11 protein-coding genes, 4 tRNA genes and 3 pseudogenes are annotated in these 18,052 nt (G+C 49.9%); 12 read left to right on the top strand and 6 right to left on the bottom strand.

The window, feature by feature from the left end; translation table 11 throughout:
* The first annotated feature begins 463 nt into the window (after window positions 1–463).
* The 7 genes from uvrY (at window position 464) to ABDK09_13945 (ending at window position 4,220) form a co-directional block, all read left to right on the top strand.
* Window positions 464–1,108 (top strand): UvrY/SirA/GacA family response regulator transcription factor, encoded by a 645-nt coding sequence (uvrY, locus tag ABDK09_13915; GenBank protein ID XAW90488.1) that lies wholly within the window; start codon window positions 464–466, stop codon window positions 1,106–1,108.
* Window positions 1,108–2,937 carry an excinuclease ABC subunit UvrC gene (gene uvrC, locus ABDK09_13920; GenBank protein ID XAW90489.1) on the top strand — a complete coding sequence of 610 codons (1,830 nt, stop codon included), beginning with the start codon at window positions 1,108–1,110 and terminating at the stop codon, window positions 2,935–2,937. The genes uvrY and uvrC overlap by 1 nt, the downstream gene beginning before the upstream one ends.
* Window positions 2,938–2,983: 46 nt before the next feature.
* Window positions 2,984–3,541, top strand: a complete 558-nt coding sequence (gene pgsA / locus ABDK09_13925) for a CDP-diacylglycerol--glycerol-3-phosphate 3-phosphatidyltransferase (protein XAW90490.1) — start codon at window positions 2,984–2,986, stop codon at window positions 3,539–3,541.
* Window positions 3,542–3,814: 273 nt separating this feature from the next.
* A tRNA-Cys gene (locus tag ABDK09_13930) sits at window positions 3,815–3,888 on the top strand.
* Between the two features lie 3 nt (window positions 3,889–3,891).
* Window positions 3,892–3,967: transfer RNA gene (locus ABDK09_13935), tRNA-Gly, on the top strand.
* A gap of 68 nt (window positions 3,968–4,035) precedes the next feature.
* Window positions 4,036–4,122, top strand: a tRNA-Leu gene (locus ABDK09_13940).
* Between the two features lie 22 nt (window positions 4,123–4,144).
* A tRNA-Gly gene (locus ABDK09_13945) sits at window positions 4,145–4,220 on the top strand.
* A gap of 78 nt (window positions 4,221–4,298) precedes the next feature.
* Here the strand turns inward: ABDK09_13945 and ABDK09_13950 are convergent.
* Window positions 4,299–5,383 (bottom strand): annotated as a pseudogene (locus tag ABDK09_13950) (PQQ-dependent sugar dehydrogenase).
* Window positions 5,384–5,598: 215 nt separating this feature from the next.
* On the bottom strand, window positions 5,599–6,099 hold the full coding sequence (locus ABDK09_13955) for a GNAT family N-acetyltransferase (protein XAW90491.1): 501 nt from the start codon (window positions 6,097–6,099) through the stop codon (window positions 5,599–5,601).
* A 376-nt stretch (window positions 6,100–6,475) separates the two neighbouring features.
* Here ABDK09_13955 and pheS point away from each other — a divergent pair, with 376 nt between their 5' ends.
* The 3 genes and pseudogenes from pheS (at window position 6,476) to ihfA (ending at window position 10,613) form a co-directional block, all read left to right on the top strand.
* Entirely contained in the window at window positions 6,476–7,459 is a 984-nt protein-coding gene (gene pheS / locus ABDK09_13960) for a phenylalanine--tRNA ligase subunit alpha (protein ID XAW90492.1), read from the top strand.
* An 18-nt stretch (window positions 7,460–7,477) separates the two neighbouring features.
* Window positions 7,478–9,866 (top strand): annotated as a pseudogene (gene pheT, locus ABDK09_13965) (phenylalanine--tRNA ligase subunit beta).
* Window positions 9,867–10,316: 450 nt separating this feature from the next.
* Window positions 10,317–10,613, top strand: coding sequence for an integration host factor subunit alpha (gene ihfA / locus ABDK09_13970; protein ID XAW90493.1), 297 nt, complete (start codon window positions 10,317–10,319; stop codon window positions 10,611–10,613).
* Window positions 10,614–10,688: 75 nt separating this feature from the next.
* Here ihfA and ABDK09_13975 read toward each other — a convergent pair whose 3' ends face one another.
* On the bottom strand, window positions 10,689–11,465 hold the full coding sequence (locus ABDK09_13975) for a phosphoribosylglycinamide formyltransferase (GenBank protein ID XAW90494.1): 777 nt from the start codon (window positions 11,463–11,465) through the stop codon (window positions 10,689–10,691).
* A 319-nt stretch (window positions 11,466–11,784) separates the two neighbouring features.
* On the opposite strand from ABDK09_13975, the gene ABDK09_13980 reads away from it, so the two are divergent.
* A complete protein-coding gene (locus tag ABDK09_13980; protein XAW90495.1) occupies window positions 11,785–12,432 on the top strand; it encodes a thiopurine S-methyltransferase in 648 nt (215 codons plus the stop codon).
* Window positions 12,433–12,602: 170 nt separating this feature from the next.
* Window positions 12,603–13,916: a PAS domain-containing methyl-accepting chemotaxis protein gene (locus tag ABDK09_13985; protein ID XAW90496.1), complete on the top strand. Its 1,314-nt coding sequence runs from the start codon at window positions 12,603–12,605 to the stop codon at window positions 13,914–13,916.
* Between the two features lie 229 nt (window positions 13,917–14,145).
* Here the strand turns inward: ABDK09_13985 and purT are convergent, their stop codons facing one another.
* From purT to ABDK09_14000, 3 genes and pseudogenes are all read right to left on the bottom strand, one after another.
* The gene (gene purT / locus ABDK09_13990; GenBank protein ID XAW90497.1) at window positions 14,146–15,321 is read right to left on the bottom strand and encodes a phosphoribosylglycinamide formyltransferase 2; all 1,176 of its coding nucleotides are present in this window, start codon (window positions 15,319–15,321) and stop codon (window positions 14,146–14,148) included.
* A gap of 108 nt (window positions 15,322–15,429) precedes the next feature.
* Window positions 15,430–16,743, bottom strand: a complete 1,314-nt coding sequence (locus ABDK09_13995) for a ferric reductase-like transmembrane domain-containing protein (protein ID XAW90498.1) — start codon at window positions 16,741–16,743, stop codon at window positions 15,430–15,432.
* A gap of 143 nt (window positions 16,744–16,886) precedes the next feature.
* Window positions 16,887–17,769: pseudogene (locus ABDK09_14000) on the bottom strand (AEC family transporter).
* Window positions 17,770–18,052: the final 283 nt, after the last annotated feature.

Raw genomic sequence — 18,052 nt, forward strand, 5'->3', positions numbered from 1 at the left:
AAGATGGTCGGTGACTGCGCGTCAGGCAGTACCGGGACGTCATCAGAAATGCTCTTGTGTCGCTGGTGGTGTCGTTGATTGCGCACTATAACAAATTTTTGTTTAGTGCGGACTCAATCCTGCTTTTAACCACCAGAGCCGGGCCTGATTGCTGATACCTTAAGCAAGATGAGCTGTTTTTGTTCATTGAACCGATTCAGGCACTTGTGCAACCTTTGTTCAAAGTCGTAGACGGCAAGCTTGTTGCGCGATAGTCTGAGGTTGAAAAGTTTCTTAAGTTATTGATTTGATAAATAATGCACAATCAATGGCATTAAGGATTAATAAGTGCTTGCTAAAGTTTGCGTTTCAGCACATATTCAGGGTAAGCAAAAAGTTTAATTTAAGTTAGACTAGGGCAGCCATGCTGCTATCCACTACCTCGGTGGGTGCAGAGCCATTAGTTAAGTGTGGAGATACAAGTTTGATAAGTGTTTTCCTTGTAGATGATCACGAGCTGGTTCGCACAGGGATACGACGTATTATTGAAGACGTCCGTGGAATGAACGTAGCAGGGGAAGCTGATAGCGGTGAAGAAGCCGTCAAATGGTGTCGTAATCACCATGCTGACGTTGTACTGATGGATATGAATATGCCTGGAATCGGTGGCCTGGAAGCGACTAAAAAGATTCTGCGTTTCAATCCTGATGTAAAAATCATCGTGTTAACCGTTCATACAGAAAACCCGTTTCCGACCAAAGTTATGCAGGCCGGAGCGGCAGGCTATTTGACCAAGGGTGCCGCCCCGGATGAAATGGTGAATGCCATTCGCGTGGTGCATAGTGGTCAGCGTTATATTTCTCCGGAAATAGCGCAGCAAATGGCTTTAAGCCAGTTTTCGCCAGCCTCTGAAAATCCATTTGCCGATTTGTCCGAACGTGAACTTCAGATCATGCTGATGATCACCAAAGGGCAGAAAGTTACCGATATTTCGGAGCAACTCAATCTGAGTCCTAAAACGGTCAATAGCTACCGTTATCGCCTGTTTGCCAAACTCGACATCAGCGGTGATGTTGAACTGACGCACCTGGCGATCCGTCACGGAATGCTGGATACCGAGAAGTTGTAGTGTCTTCGTTTGATTCTGTTTCGTTTCTAAAGACTGTCACTAATCAGCCCGGCGTGTACCGTATGTACAACGCTGAGGCTGATGTGATTTATGTCGGTAAAGCCAAAGATCTGAAAAAGCGCCTCTCGAGTTATTTTCGTAAGAAAATTGACAGTGAGAAGACCAAGGCGCTGGTCAGTCATATCGAGAAAATCGACGTCACGGTGACTCACACCGAGACCGAAGCCCTGATCCTGGAACACAATTATATTAAGCAGTATCTGCCGAAATATAATGTCTTGTTGCGGGATGATAAATCCTACCCTTATATCTTTATCAGCGGACACAAGCATCCGCGTTTGTCGATGCATCGTGGCGCGAAAAAGCGTAAAGGGGAGTATTTCGGGCCTTATCCGGACTCGGGGGCCGTGCGTGAAACGCTGCATCTGCTGCAGAAGATTTTCCCGGTACGACAGTGTGAAGATACGGTTTACAGTAACCGTACCCGTCCGTGCCTGATGTACCAGATCGGGCGTTGTGCCGGACCTTGCGTCAGTACCATTATTTCCGATGAAGAGTACGCCGAACTGGTTAACTATGTTCGTTTGTTCCTGCAGGGCAAAGATAAACAGGTGCTGGAAATTCTGATCGCCAAAATGGAAAAGGCGAGTCAGGAACTGCGCTTTGAACAGGCCGCCAAATATCGCGATCAGATTCACGCCATACGCCGGGTACAAGAGCAGCAGTTCGTCTCGGAAGACAGCATGGATGACATGGATGTACTCGGTTTTGCCCAGGAAAATGGCATCGCCTGTATTCATATCCTGATGATTCGTCAGGGTAAGGTACTGGGCAGCCGCAGCCATTTCCCTAAGATCCCAAACAATACCACCCAGCAGGAAGTGTTCGAAAGCTTCCTCAGCCAGTATTACCTCAGCCATAATGAGGCGCGCACTATTCCGAGCCGTATTATCCTCAATCAGGAACTGCTGCCGGATACCAGCGCACTGCAGGTGGCTCTGGGCCAGTTGGCGGGGCGTAAAGTCACCTTCCATGCCAATCCGACCGGCATCCGTCGTCGTTATCTGAATTTGTCGAACACCAATGCGCTGACGGCACTGACCAGTAAGATCAATCATAAGATGACCATTAACCAGCGCTTCAAAGCGTTGCAGGAAGAGTTGGGGATGGCCAGTATCGCACGTATGGAATGTTTCGATATCTCCCATACCATGGGTGAAAGCACCATTGCGTCTTGTGTGGTCTTCAATCAGGAAGGACCGGTGAAGCAGGAATACCGTCGTTACAACATTACCGGAATTACCGGCGGTGATGATTATGCGGCGATGGGGCAGGTACTGGAGCGACGTTACAGTAAGCAGTTGGATGTCGATAAGATCCCGGACATTATCTTTATTGATGGTGGTAAAGGACAGCTTAACCGGGCGCATGAGATTTTGCAGCAATGCTGGCAGGACTGGCCCAAACGGCCACGTTTGATCGGTATTGCCAAAGGCGTGACCCGCAAACCGGGACTGGAAACTCTGATCAGTACTGACGGAGAAGAGTCCCATCTGCCAAGTGATGCACCGGCACTGCATTTGATTCAGCACATTCGTGACGAAAGCCATAACCACGCGATTGCCGGACACCGTGCCAAACGGGGCAAAACCCGTCGCACCAGTGCGTTGGAAGGTATCGAGGGCATCGGCCCGAAACGTCGCCAGGCGTTGCTGAAATACATGGGCGGTTTGCAGGAGCTGAAACGGGCAACTGTCGAAGAAATCGCCAAAGTACCCGGCATCAGTCATTCTTTAGCAGAAAACATTTATCAAGCATTGAAACAATGACAAAAATACCGCACCATTAACGCGCAGTTGATAAGAGCCTAAAAATATGCGTTTGAACATACCCAACATTTTGTCTTTAATACGACTTTTCCTGATTCCGGTATTTGTCGTGTGTTTTTACCTGCCTTACAGCTGGGCACCGTTTGCTGCGGCAATGGTGTTCTGGGTTGCAGGCTTCACTGACTGGCTGGATGGTATGTTGGCGCGTAAGTTGGGCCAAACCTCCCGTTTTGGCGCTTTTATTGACCCGGTTGCCGACAAAGTACTGGTCGCCACCGCGCTGATTTTGATCACTGAGTATTACCACAATATCTGGATTACCATTCCTGCTGTCACTATGATTGCGCGCGAAATTATTATTTCGGCACTGCGTGAGTGGATGGCAGAAATCGGCAAACGCGCCAGTGTTGCCGTCTCTTGGATTGGTAAAGTGAAGACACTGACTCAGATGTTTGCTTTGTGGGTACTGATTTGGCATTACGATGACTGGATGGTCTGGTTGGGGTACGCCGCAATTTACGTCGCAACCATTTTGACTTACTGGTCGATGGTGCAGTATCTCGCTGCCGCAAAAGACGATCTGCTCAGCGCAGAACATCATTAGGAAAACGGGCTTCGGCCCGTTTTTTCGTTTCTGCGCTTTCTTTCTCCTGGCGGGCGATCTTTATTAAAAGAAACAGGGCGAGAGAATTCGGTTATCTTATGGAAATTACGACATTTTTTGTCGTCTAAATGAGCAATTTAACGCTTTTTGAATGTAAAATAGACAAACGATTTAAAATCAAAAAAATTGTGTTGACTCAAGGCATCGAATCCGTAGAATGCAATCCCGTACTCAGGAGCAACGTTGCAAAGCGTTAGCGAATAAGTGCACGAAGGCGCGTTGGCAGAGTGGCCATGCAGCGGATTGCAAATCCGTGGACCTCGGTTCGACTCCGGGACGCGCCTCCATTTGCGACACTAGCTCAGTTGGTAGAGCGCAACCTTGCCAAGGTTGAGGTCACGAGTTCGAACCTCGTGTGTCGCTCCAGATTTTATTTTAGTATGGCTGATGCAGCGATACTTTTAGATGGCGTTACCATCGCAACAATTTTGCGTGCCCTGGTGGTGAAATTGGTAGACACAAGGGATTTAAAATCCCTCGACTTTCGAGTCGTGCCGGTTCAAGTCCGGCCCGGGGCACCATCTCTCTGCTTATGCAGAACATGCGACACTAGCTCAGTTGGTAGAGCGCAACCTTGCCAAGGTTGAGGTCACGAGTTCGAACCTCGTGTGTCGCTCCATTTTAAACAAAAAAGCCTGACTAAATAGTCAGGCTTTTTTGTTTTCGGGATTCCGTTTTTTCGTTGCTGCCAGGTGAGCTAAGGCTTGAGCCGATACAGATTACCGTTGTCGGTGGAGAAGTAGATCCAATCGTCTGGTGAACGGCGGATATCGCGGATACGTTCGCCGAGTGAATCGAGCAGGCGCTCTTCTTTTACCCCGACCTGATTGCTATCGAGTGTAATTACGTTGATGTGAGTCAGCTTGAGTGCACCGGTGAGTAGTTTGCCATTTAAATCCGGGTAGCGCTGGCCGCGATAGAGCAGTAAACCACTCGGGGCGATTGAGGGGATGTAAACCTGACGCGGCGATTCAATCCCGGGCGCTTCTTTACTGTCACCGACATCGAGCGGGCCCCAGTATACTCTTTGCCGTGTGATGTATTCGGCCAGCCATAGTTCGCCCCCTTGTGGATCAGATTAATTTCGTCGCCGCCTCTCGGACCGTGTTCAATTTCCCACAGACTTTGAGTCTGCTGATCATAAAACAGCCCCTGCGGGTTGCGGTGGCCATAACTCCAGATCTGTGCCTGAGCATTCGCCTGGCCGGCGAACGGGTTATCATCCGGCGTACTGCCATCGAGATTGAGGCGCAGAATACTGCCGGAGTGGACACTGAGATCCTGACCATTGGGGCGCTTGCCGCGGTCGCCCACGGAAAAGTACAGATGCTGGTCATCAAAAGTGATGCGACTGCCGTAATGGCGGGAAGTGTCAGAGCCAGAGGTGGTAACCAATAAATCGTGCCACTCTTTGACTTGTTTTCCATCCCATGTCGCAACCGCTAACGTGGTATCGGAACCTGAATCGCGCTGTTTGCTGTAGGTGAAATAGAAGGTTTTTGGATCGCGTGGTGACAGGGCCACATCCAGCAGGCCGCCCTGGCCGTTGGCATATACGGAATCAACACTGAGCAGCGACGTTTTGCTCTGAGAGAGCAGATCAACTAACACCAGATCGCCGTTGCGCTCTGTCACCAGAAGCTGTGTATCAGAGACAAAACTCATTCCCCAGGGAACAATCAAACCGCTCATGACTTTTTCCGCCTGATAGGCCCAGGCCGGCGAATTGACCGCTAATACTGCCGCGACACTGAGAGCCGAGCTGCTTAACCAACGCAACATAATCTTTTCCCTGCTAGTTTCTGACTGACATATCTTGTCACTATAGCTAGCTTAGCAGTTCAAATATGCAATTGGTCAGGCATTAAGAAACGGTTACATTTTGTTTATCCGGAATAATGCGGTTCAGGGGATAAACCGCACAAATCAGGGCAGGACTGGTTACAAGGGCTGGGTTGTTTACCAGGGCAGAGTGGTTTACATCAGGGAAGAAGCGTTTACAGTTGTTTTAGCATCCAGACATCGCAGCCGTTATGCTCAGTACCGGGCATAGGCGCGGATAAATGCTGAAAACCAAGGGCTTCATACAAGCGCACAGCACTGGTCATCGTCGACAGTGTATCGAGATAACATTCCTGAAAGCCCTGTTGGCGTGCGTAAGCCAGGCATTGCTCTGCCAGTCTTTTGCCAAGTCCATGGCCACGACTTTGCGGCAGCAGAAACAGCTTACGCAGTTCACACACGCGGTCGCTGCCATTGAAAGGCGCAATACCGCCGCCGCCAACCACGTCACCATTCAGTGTCGCGACCCAGTAGCCCCAGCCATTATCCAGCCGGTAATAGTGACTCATTTGCGTGACTTCGGCATCCGACGGGCCGAATCCTTCACCGATAGCGCCGAACTCCGCGCCGACCGTTTGAATAATGTCCCCAATAGACTGATCAAATTCGGCTGAGATGGGAAAAATATCTGTTTGCTCGGATTGCTTGGATTGCATAGTGAGTGACCTCATAAGGTTCGGGTTTTATTCATCGCGGTTAGTGCAGCAACATAGCATAAAACCTGAGCTGACAGGGGTAAATTTAGTTGCCGCAACGAACCGTGATGGGCTGTTTTTGTCTTGGCTGCGCCCTTTTGCGGTCTGGTTTGGAAACAATTCTTTAACCAGAGGAAAAAAGCTGCCTAACAAATACGCGAAAGTCGCGTCAAAGCGGATTTCAATTTGGCTTTGACACCAGCTTTCGTTACTATGTACAGCTATTTAGAAACCCCCAAGAAACCCTTATGGTCACCCTTATCGGTCCCCCAAAAGGGCACCAAGGTAACCCTTTCGGGCTCCTTAAGGAAACTGCTCCTTAGCAGACGAGGAAACGATGCAACATCTACAAGAGATCATTGCTAACGCGACAGCAGCCATCAATGCTGCGGAGTCGTTAGTCGCACTGGATGAAGTGCGTGTTCAGTATCTGGGTAAAAAAGGTGAGCTGACCGCTCAGCTTCAGAGCCTGGGTAAACTACCACCAGAAGAGCGTCGCGCTGCTGGTCAGGAAATCAACGTCGCCAAAGAAACGGTTCAAAAAGCGATTGCTGCGCGTAAAGACAGCCTGCAACGTGCTGAGCTGGAAGCCAAACTGGCTGCGGAAACGATTGATGTGACCCTGCCTGGCCGTCGTATCGAAAACGGTGGTCTGCACCCGGTAACCCGCACTATCGAGCGTATTGAAAGCTTCTTTGGTGAACTTGGCTTTACTGTTGAGTCTGGTCCTGAAATCGAAGATGATTTCCATAACTTCGATGCCCTGAACATTGCTGACGATCACCCGGCGCGTACTGATCACGATACCTTCTTCTTCAATCCGAAGCTGATGCTGCGTACTCACACCTCAGGTGTTCAGATTCGTACGATGGAAGAGAGCCAGCCACCACTGCGCTTTATCGCACCTGGCCGCGTTTACCGTAACGACTACGACCAGACGCATACCCCAATGTTCCACCAGGTGGAAGGTATGCTGGTTGACGAGAACGTTAACTTCGCGCAACTGAAAGGTATCCTGCACGACTTCCTGTGCAACTTCTTTGAAGAAGATCTGGAAGTGCGTTTCCGTCCGTCTTACTTCCCGTTCACAGAGCCTTCTGCAGAAGTTGACGTGAAAGGTAAGAACGGCAAATGGCTGGAAGTTCTGGGCTGTGGCATGGTGCACCCTAACGTGCTGCGCAGTGTCGGCATCGATCCTGAAAAATACTCTGGTTTTGCCTTTGGTATGGGCGTAGAGCGTCTGACCATGCTGCGTTACGGCGTGAACGACCTGCGTGCATTCTTCGAAAACGATCTTCGTTTCCTTAAACAGTTCAAGTAATCCAGAGGTTTAATCACTATGAAATTCAGCGAATCTTGGCTTCGTGAGTGGGTAAGCCCTGCGGTTACCACTGACGAGCTTACTCATCAAATTACTATGGCCGGCCTGGAAGTGGACGATGTTCTGCCAGTTGCGGGTTCTTTTAACGGCGTTAAAGTCGGTCACGTTGTGGAATGTGGCCAGCACCCTGATGCTGACAAACTGCGTGTGACCAAAGTGGATGTGGGCGAAGAAGAACTGCTCGACATCGTGTGTGGCGCACCAAACTGTCGTCAGGGTCTGAAAGTCGCTGTGGCAACGGTTGGCGCAGTACTGCCGGGTGATTTCAAAATCAAAAAAGCGAAGCTACGCGGCCAGCCTTCACACGGCATGCTGTGTTCGTTCTCTGAGCTGGGTATCGACGTTGATTCTGACGGTATCATGGAACTGGCACAAGATGCGGTTATCGGCACTGACTTCCGTGAGTTTCCTGGGCCTGAACGACGTTACTGTCGATGTTGACCTGACGTCAAACCGTGCTGACTGTTTCAGCATTCGTGGTATGGCGCGTGAAGTGGGTGTTCTGAACCGTGCTGATGTGACTGAGCCTTCAGTGGCAGCCGTTGCGCCTTCAATTGACGATACCATTGCGATTGAAGTGAAAGCGCCAGCTGCATGTCCGCGTTACCTTGGCCGTATCGTTAAAAACGTCAACGTTGCAGCAAAAACGCCGCTGTGGATGCAGGAAAAACTGCGCCGCTGTGGTATCCGCTCTATCGACCCTGTGGTTGACATCACTAACTACGTGATGCTGGAGCAGGGTCAGCCAATGCATGCGTTTGACCTGGCACAAATCGACGGCGGCATCGTGGTGCGTCTGGCAGAGCAGGGCGAGAAACTGACTCTTCTGGATGGCAACGAAGCGGAATTGAACGCGGACACACTGGTTATCGCAGACAACTCGAAAGCGTTGGCGCTGGCCGGTATCTTCGGTGGCGAGCACTCAGGTGTGAGCGCAGACACCAAAGACGTGATGCTGGAGTGTGCATTCTTTGCTCCGGATCATATCCGTGGTCGCGCACGCAGCTACGGCCTGCACACCGATTCATCCATGCGTTTTGAACGTGGTGTGGACTACGCACTGCAACACGCCGCGATGGAGCGTGCGACGCAACTGCTGGTTGACATCTGTGGTGGCGACGTAGCGCCAGTTGTGGCGGCTGAATCGACTGCGGATCTGCCAACGCCAAACACTGTGACTCTGCGTCGCAGCAAACTGGATAACCTGCTGGGTCATCACATTGCTGACGCGGACGTAGTTGAAATCCTGCAGCGTCTGGGCCTGAGTGTTGAAAGCAACGCTGAAGGCTGGACGGCAACGGCACCAACCTGGCGTTTTGATATTGCTATCGAGCAGGATCTGGTAGAAGAAGTTGGCCGTATCTACGGTTACGACAACATTCCAAACCAGGCTCCGGCTGCGGCTCTGAACATGAACCTGCACAAAGAAGCCAATCTGCCACTGAAACGTGTGCGTGATCTGCTGGTTGACCGTGGTTACCATGAAGCGATTACTTACAGCTTCGTAGAGCCAGAGCAGCAAAAACTGATCGTGCCGGATGTCGAGCCGCTGGTTCTGCCTAACCCGATTTCAGCGGATATGTCTGCGATGCGTCTGAGCCTGCTGCAAGGTCTGCTGAACACTGTTGTTCACAACCAGAAGCGTCAGCAGCCACGTGTCCGTTTGTTCGAACAAGGTCTGCGTTTTATCCCGGATCAAGCAGCTGAAAACGGTATGCGTCAGGAGCCGATGCTGGCCGGTGTTATCTCTGGTACCCGCAGCGAAGAGCACTGGAACATTGACACCGCAACGGTTGATTTCTTTGACCTGAAAGGCGATGTGGAAGCGATCCTGGAACTGACCGCGAACGGCAAAGCGTACAGCTTTACTGCCGCTAAACACCCGGCACTGCACCCAGGTCAGTCTGCAGCGATTGTTGTTGACGGCAAAGAAGTGGGTATCCTGGGTACTGTTCACCCAGAACTGGAGCGCAAATTTGGCCTGAACGGTCGCACCATCGTATTCGAAATCGAATGGTCTGCGATCAACAGCAAAGTGATTCCAGAAGCCGTGGCGCTGTCTAAGTTCCCGTCTAACCGTCGCGATATCGCTGTAGTTGTTGATGAGAGCGTCGCATCCGGTGAAATCGTCAATGCCTGTCTGGCTCAGGGCGGTGAATTCCTCAAAGATGCTAAACTGTTTGACGTTTACGTCGGTAAAGGTGTCGAAGATGGCAAGAAGAGTCTGGCGATTGCGCTGACGCTGCAATCCGGCGAGCGTACGCTGGAAGATGCGGACATCGCAGGAGCGGTTGACGCGATTGTTGCTCATGTGTCTGAGACATTTGGCGCGACTCTGCGTGACTGATTGATTTTATGACTGAAAAGAGCAGGCCTTTGGGTCTGCTCTTTTTTTATCCGCGATTTGTCAATTGTCGGCTATTTTGCTGCATTTGGTGGAAATAGCGTGAGCAAGCACCTGATTTTACGATCAATTTGAAAAAATTTTTGGCGGAACAAAAAAAATTTCCTACTCTCTATTTAGAGAGAACCTCTGAAGATTTTGGTATACTCATTATAACTGACTAAAATATCAGTGATTTTTTACTCAATTTGATGTCACGTGTTGCTTTTCCACCCGAGTCTCGCCCTTTTGTAACTGATTGAATTGCAATAGAAGGATAAAAAAGTTGGCGAAAATCATACGGTTGGCATACACTTTTCAGAGAAAGCCGATAGGTTATTGATTGGCTGAGTAAAAGTTGCTTTGGTGTTGCCACTGGGCAGCAAGGTTTAACATAGCTTTGAGGGAAGTTTTATGGCGCTCACAAAAGCCGATTTGGCTGAAAACCTGTTTGAAAAACTTGGGTTTAGTAAACGGGATGCCAAGGAAACGGTGGAGGTGTTTTTTGAAGAGATTCGCAAAGCACTCGAAAGTGGCGAACAGGTAAAGCTCTCCGGGTTTGGTAATTTCGATCTGCGTGACAAGAATGAACGTCCGGGACGAAATCCGAAGACCGGTGAGGATATTCCGATCACCGCTCGACGTGTCGTAACGTTCCGCCCAGGGCAAAAACTAAAAGCCCGAGTCGAGAATATAGAACCGTCCGAATAAGACCGCGCATTAGACCACGCATCGCTGCGTGGTCTTTTCATTTCTCCTGCCGTCTAAAGCAGCGTAGCGTGCTGTTTATGCCGCCTGAATCCGGGTCGTAATATACGGCTGCCAGGCGTTCTGATACAAATCGCGTGAATGCTGGCGTATTTGATGTATTTTGGCCTGCTCCCAGTCATTAAGACCACGCTGTTCCTGTCCCGCTCGGCGTTCAATCGCCTGAATATCTTCATACAATTTATGCTCTGGGCCGCTTTTGACGTCAGCGATGGCTTTCAGGTGCAGCTGGACTTCGGCGATCAGTTTACTGCCGGGTAGTTGAACCAGAACCATGAGGTCCCGGTAGCCGGAAGGCGCCGGATTTTTAAAGCGGTTTTTGACTTTGACTATGGTGGCTTCGCGGCTGAGGACTTCATAAGCTTCGACCAGGCTTGGTACGTCGTCGGCGATTAATGTGGCCCGTGCCAGGTCGGTAATGCGCTGGGCATTGCCATCAAACTCAAGTTCCACTTTCTTGGCGGCGCGCGGATAAGATTTTACTCCGGCAAAGTAGGCTTGGGTGGAGGTCAGCATTGCGGTGCTTTGACACAGAGTTTCTAATTCGGTTTGTGCCTGCGCTGCATGGCTGTATAGGGTATCTAAGTCCTGATAAGGCTGCAGAACGTTACGTTCGCTGGTATGGATGGCGTATAGACCGCTCAGACTATGCTTAAAAAATCGGGCACTGACCTGATCCCGGGACTCTTCACGTGTCTCTTCCGCTGACACGTCATACGGCAGAGTTGCGGCGAATGCCGGCGCACGGCTGAGTACCAAAAGCATTAAAGCAGTCGTTCGTAGCAGTAGGCTCATTCCCTCTCCTTAACTTACGCTGTTAGGTCAAACGTGGCATTTAAAAGGCCCTAACACGAGATAAACGGCTGCTGCTCTGTTATGAGGTATGGGTGAGAGCGCTAAAATTCAATTCCACGCTGCGTCGTCTTGTGCACACTGTGGTTGTGATCACACCATAATCCTCGTTAATTCAGACGATTGTTAGCATAAACAGTTCCGTGTCCGGATGTAACCAAGTGTGACTTTCACAAAATGCTGACCGGAATTTGAAAAGCGGCTATCGAATCGTGCCGGAATTGGGTACTCTAGCGGGCTCGAAAATCTTCATGGAGCGGGTATGAAAGATCCAGAATTCTGGCACCAGAAATGGGCCGCAAATAAAATTGGTTTCCATCAGATGGATGTCAATACGTTGCTGACCGACTACTGGCATGCGACACAACCCAAGCGCGAAGATCGCGTGTTGGTGCCTTTATGTGGCAAAAGCGAAGATTTGGTATGGTTAGCCCAAAAACATGATGATGTTCAGGGTGTTGAACTGAGCCCAATCGCTGTACGCGCGTTTTTTGCAGAACACTTCTATACTCCATTGGTGACTCAGGTAAACAGTCAGCACGAACTGTATCAATTTGATGAGCTGTCAGTTTACACCGGAGACTTTTTCACGGCGCCGTTGGAGTCGGTTGATCTGATTTACGACCGTGCGGCTTTGGTGGCATTACCCGAAGAGATGCGTACAGACTACGCGCAGCGCTTAAAGCAACTGCTGCGTCCCGGCGGGCGTATTTTACTGGTCAGCCTGGATTATGACCAAAGCGAAATGAGTGGTCCTCCGTTTAGTGTGCCGCAACAGGAAATTGAAGCTTTGTTTAGTGAGTTTAGCGTCACCCGTTTGCATCGTGATGACAGTGAGGCTCAGCAACCTAAGCGCGGCGATAAGGCATTAACTCGTTTTGCTGAGGAAGTGTGGCTGCTTGAGTCGTAACAGAGTGCATGATTGTCCGATGATTGATTTGTCAAAATAGAGATTGCAAAGGAGGTGCTATACGCTAAAATACGCCTCCTTTTTCGCTAGGTGAAAAAATAAACAGCGCGAAGAACGTTGTGGCTATTCCTTAAACCGCGGTCGTTTGCCGCAAGAACAGAGGTCCTAGTATGTTTCTTTTTGGTAGCCGTAAACAAAATTCCCAACTGTCACCAGAGCAACTGAGCGAGATGAGCTCGGCGTTGCACATCCTGAATGCTGTTAAACAGAGCGTGCCTTATATCGAATTCACCACTGAAGGACGGATCCTGGCGGCTAATGATGCGTTTTTGCAGGCGGTTGGCTATACAGCGCAAGAAATACAAGGTCAGCATCACCGTATTTTTTGTGATTCGAAACTGGCTAACAGCCCTGAATATCAAATATTTTGGCGTGAACTGGCGCAAGGACAGCCACAACACGGTACGTTCCAACGTATTACCAAAACCGGCAGTGATATTTGGATTGAAGCAACCTATATCCCGGTGCAAGACGACAGTGGCAAAACAGTGAAAGTGGTTAAAGTCGCCAGTGATGTGACGGAAGAAACCCTGCAACTGAAACGTCAGGATGCCATTTTCTATGCGCTGAAGAAGTCGCTGGCGTTTATTGAGTTTACGCCGGAAGGTCATGTTCTCAATGCGAATAAAAATTTCTGCCGCACCGTCGGTTACAGCCTGGAAGAGATTAAGGGTAAACATCATCGTATGTTCTGCACCGATGAATTCTTGAAAAAACAGACTGATTTCTGGCCGTCGCTGGCACGCGGTGATTTTAAATCCGGTCTGTTTGAGCGTCTCAACCGCCAGGGAGATATTATCTGGCTGGAAGCGACCTACAACCCGATTTTTGATCATAATGGTAAAGTAGTTCGAGTCGTGAAATTCGCCAGCGAGATCACTGAGCGGGTGCTGCATATGCAATCCATTCAGCGCGCTTCAAAGTTGGCTCAGCAGACTTCACTGGATACGCTCGGTATGGCTAACGATGGTGCCAATACCCTGGATGCGGTGACCGAGATCGCCAACAATATTGATCGCTCGGTGGAGAAAGCCTCGACCTTGATGGATCAGCTGACTGAACAGTCACAACAGATCGCGAAGATTGTTACCACGATTTCTAACATTGCCGATCAAACCAACTTGCTGGCGCTGAATGCCGCGATTGAAGCGGCCAGAGCGGGCGAGTACGGGCGCGGTTTTGCGGTTGTGGCTGATGAGGTGCGTAAGCTGGCTTCAAACACTTCGAACGCGACCGGTGAGATTAGCAATATAGTGCAGCGCAACAGTGAGTTGACCAAGGTGTCCGGTCAGACGATGGATGACATTCAACGTAAAGTGATTGAGTGTAACCAGCAGTTGCAGGCCACTCAGGCGCTGATTGAACAGATTCGTGGTGGCGCTAATAATGTTGCCGACACGGTCGGACAATTGGTTAACGATTAAAGCCGGCGATTGTCTGTCTGGTGAACTGTTTGCCTGGTGAACTGTTAGCTTGGCGGGTAAATTCTGGCAGGTAAACAAACAATAGCTATGAAAAAGCGCGCTCTTGGGCGCGCTCATTTTTTTGTAGCCAACCTGAACAATTCCTTCAGGGCTATTTTCAAAGCCCTTGGGAATCTCTTGGGTGTGTGACGTTGTTATTTTTACTCAGCTAACACGGATACAGTCCCTGTTAGTATTCAATTTTTACCTGTTTAGCACATTCAATCGCACGTTCAGTCGCCTGAGTTGTGTCTTTACCACGTGACAGTGCGACACCAAGGCGGCGGCGGCCGTTGATTTCCGGTTTACCAAACAGACGCAGCTGAGACTGAGCAACGCTGAGCGCATCCTGCAGGCCCGAGAAACGGATATCGCCAGACTGACCCTGACCCAGAATAGCCGCTGAAGCTGACGGGCCGTATTGGGTAATCTGACCGATTGGCAGGCCGGTGAAAGCGCGTACGTGCAGGGCAAACTCGGAGACATCCTGAGAAATCAGAGTCACCATGCCGGTGTCATGCGGACGAGGTGAAACTTCGTTAAAGATAACCTGGTCACCTTTGACAAACAGTTCAACACCAAACAAGCCGTAACCGCCCAGCGCGTTAACGATCTGCTCTGCGACGTATTCTGCCGCTTTAAGCGCATTTTCAGACATGACTTGTGGTTGCCATGACTCACGGTAGTCGCCATCTTCCTGGCGGTGACCGATTGGTGCACAGAAGTGCACGCCATCCACTGCGCGTACGGTCAGCAGGGTGATTTCGTAGTCGAAGTCGATAAAGCCTTCAACGATGACACGTCCGGCACCGCTGCGGCCGCCTTCCTGGGCGTATTGCCACGCTTTATCGATATCTTGTGCAGTTTTGATCACACTCTGGCCTTTGCCTGATGAGCTCATAACCGGTTTACACACACATGGAATACCCACGAATTCAACGGCAGCAACAAAGTCTTCATAACTGTCAGCGAAGCGGTAAGGAGAGGTTGGCAGCGCCAGTTCTTCAGAAGCCAGGCGACGGATACCTTCACGGTTCATGGTCAGGCGAGTGGCATTTGCGGTCGGCACGACGTTCAGGCCCTGAGCTTCAAGCTCTACCAGTTTACTGGTCGCAATGGCTTCGATTTCCGGAACTACATAGTGAGGCTGCTCCAGTTCGATTACTTTCTGCAGTGCCTCAGCATCCAGCATGTCAAACACATGACTGCGGTGAGCGATTTGCATAGCCGGTGCGTTAGCGTAGCGGTCGCAGGCGATCACTTCCAGCCCCAAACGCTGACATTCAATCGCCACTTCTTTGCCCAGCTCACCAGAGCCCAGTAACAGTACGCGCGTTGCGCTTTCTCGAGTTGCAGTCCCGAACATACAGAAAGAATCCTTATAAAAATGCTTATGACTTTAGCGAAAACAGCGCAATGATACTGGATCCAAATAAAAAAGCAAACGTTTGCGTAAGGGTAATATGCTGCAATCTTATCGCATGGCGAAACGCTCAGAATAGAAACAATGCTTATCTAATCCCATGTTTACCAGTTGGTTTTTGAGACTGTGACCAAATCCGACCGGACCACAGAAGCTGACACTGGAGCGGGACAGGTCGAGTTGCCGGGCCACTCTCTCTGCGCACAGGTATTGATTCTGACTCGCCGTGTAAACATACAGGGTTACGTTTGGTAAACCTTGTACCAATTTATCCAGCAATTGGACAAAGTAGCGCTGATTTTCATTTTCACGGCAGTAAAACAGTTCGATGTGACGTGCTGATGACGAAGGTGTTATCCGCAGTGCCTGTAACCAGGCGAGGAACGGGACAATGCCGATACCCGCACCAATCCAGACTTGCTGCTCATGCGCGGGGATCTGAAAGCGTCCGTAGCCTCCCTCGACTCTGACCGTTTGATTTACTGACATTTGCTCAAACAGTTGATGGGTATAGTCGCCTAAGTCTTTGATCGCGAACTGAACGATCTGTTCAGATGCATCATAAGCGAGTACCGAAAATGGATGAGGCGGCTCGCCATCTTTAAAATTGAGATACGCGAACTGTCCCGGATGATAATCGAGGGCAGAATCTAACTGAATCGAAAGGTGAAGTACGCGATAATTACTGCTGTCGTCACGAACAGGGATGAGCGAGATTACCTTACCGTTGACGGTACGACGACGGCCGATTTTACTGCCAAGCGAAATCAGGGCGAATACACTGCCAAACAGGGCACAAACCAGCATGACGGCGTTCATCGCTGCCGCGCTCCACTCATATTCAAGCAAAATGACAGAGTGAAATGCACCGGCCAGAAAAAGTGCGCCCGCCACTTTATGAATAAAATGGAAACGACGATAGCTGATCGCCTGGATTAAGCTGATGGCGATAAACAAGACAAACGCGTAAAAACTGTATTCACCGACGACTTTCGCCCACTGTGTCCAGTTGATACTTTCTGACATTTGACCAATGCGAGCCCGTCTTTCCGGTCTGGCCAGCATATCCAGCGCTATCAGCCATTTAGCGGATTCAATAATCAGCCAGTGCAGAACCAATGTTACTAATGCACCGATCCCCATTTGCTTGTGAATAGCGTAACCTTTATCCAGTCCACGGACATACTCTTCAACGCGTTGGAAACGCATGGCCAACAGCATGGCAACACTCATATAAGCAAACCCCAATGCTCCGGTGAGCAGAGTCAGCTGATGTCGCCAAAAGTAAAAATCTGACTCCGGCTGCCAACTGAACACCACAAAGGGTAACCAGAGCAGAGTGATGATAACCGCGATGACTTTCATTGAATTCGAACCCTCAAATAGATGGTATATAAATCCTAATCCTGGCCATCAATATCCGGTATCGCTTTTAACCTGTTTTACCTGATTTGACATTTATTTACATAATTATTACTAATCGATAATGGGAGTGAGAGTGATTATTTTTAACTCGCCAGAGAAAACGCGAAAATTAATAACAGTGGCAGAGTAAGTACACAGAAAAAATTACCAAATAACACCATAGAGGCAACGTGTTCAGGTTCTATATGAAAACGCTCGGCAAAGAGATAGTTCATTACGGCGGGAGGCAACATGGTGAAGAGCACCATCATCTGCAACTGCATTTGAGGTAAGGGGATCAGATAGTAGATACAGGCAAACGCAATCGTGCCGGTAACCAGTGACTGCAGGGTTGCAATGACGCCGACTTTTAATCCGGACAAGCGCAGATTCGTCATTTGCGAGCCCAGCGACAGCAGCATCACGGGCACCGCAGCCTGGCCAAGCAGTGCAGTTGCTTCATACAGCGGTGACCACACCTGACTGCCAGTAAGATTCAAAGCCATCGCGGTGGCTGCGGCAATGAAGACCGGTGCGGTCAGGATTTGGCGCAGCGAACCGCCTTTGCTGAGCAGAGCTAGCCCGAGACTGATGTGCAGGCACGCGGAAACCACAAACAGCAGCACCGCCGAAGAGAGCGCGGCATCACCGAAGGTATAAGTAAAGAGTGGAATAGCCAGGTTTCCGCTATTACGAAACATATGCAGCGGCGCCCAGGCTTTAAAATTCCAACCACCCAGACGGCAAATCGGCACCATCAGCAGACCCGGTACCAGCACCGCAATAAGAGAAGCATAAATTAAAGGCAACTGTCCGTCACTGAGCGGCATGGTCGAGAGCGATGAGAAACACCAGGGCCGGCAGACAGGCATCCATGTTAATGCGGTTGATGGGACGAAAGTCGGGTTTGAGCCAATGGCCGATGGCAAAACCGACCGCAACCAGGGCCATAACCGGAAAGAGAATACTGACAACCTGCGCAAACATAGAAATCCTTTTCTTCAGTGCTGACAAGAGCGTCATGTGTGATGACGATATCTAAAACTATCAGGCTTTTAGGTTCAGGTCGTCGTGCTGGATAACAATCCTGAATGTTGCCAAAGCGAAACTTGCAGTATTGGTATGGTGCACATCGCGAATTATTTCTCTTTAATCGGAGCAGAGTATTCAAGCACCGGTTTTGTTGCCGCAACTGGAACGATGAACCAATACGTTATTTTGGGGTGTTGAGCTATACCATATCCCAAGTGAAATGAAATCCTGATGCGCT

It is taken from the genome of Vibrio sp. CDRSL-10 TSBA (assembly GCA_039696685.1).
In the GTDB taxonomy this organism is placed as follows: Bacteria; Pseudomonadota; Gammaproteobacteria; order Enterobacterales; family Vibrionaceae; genus Vibrio.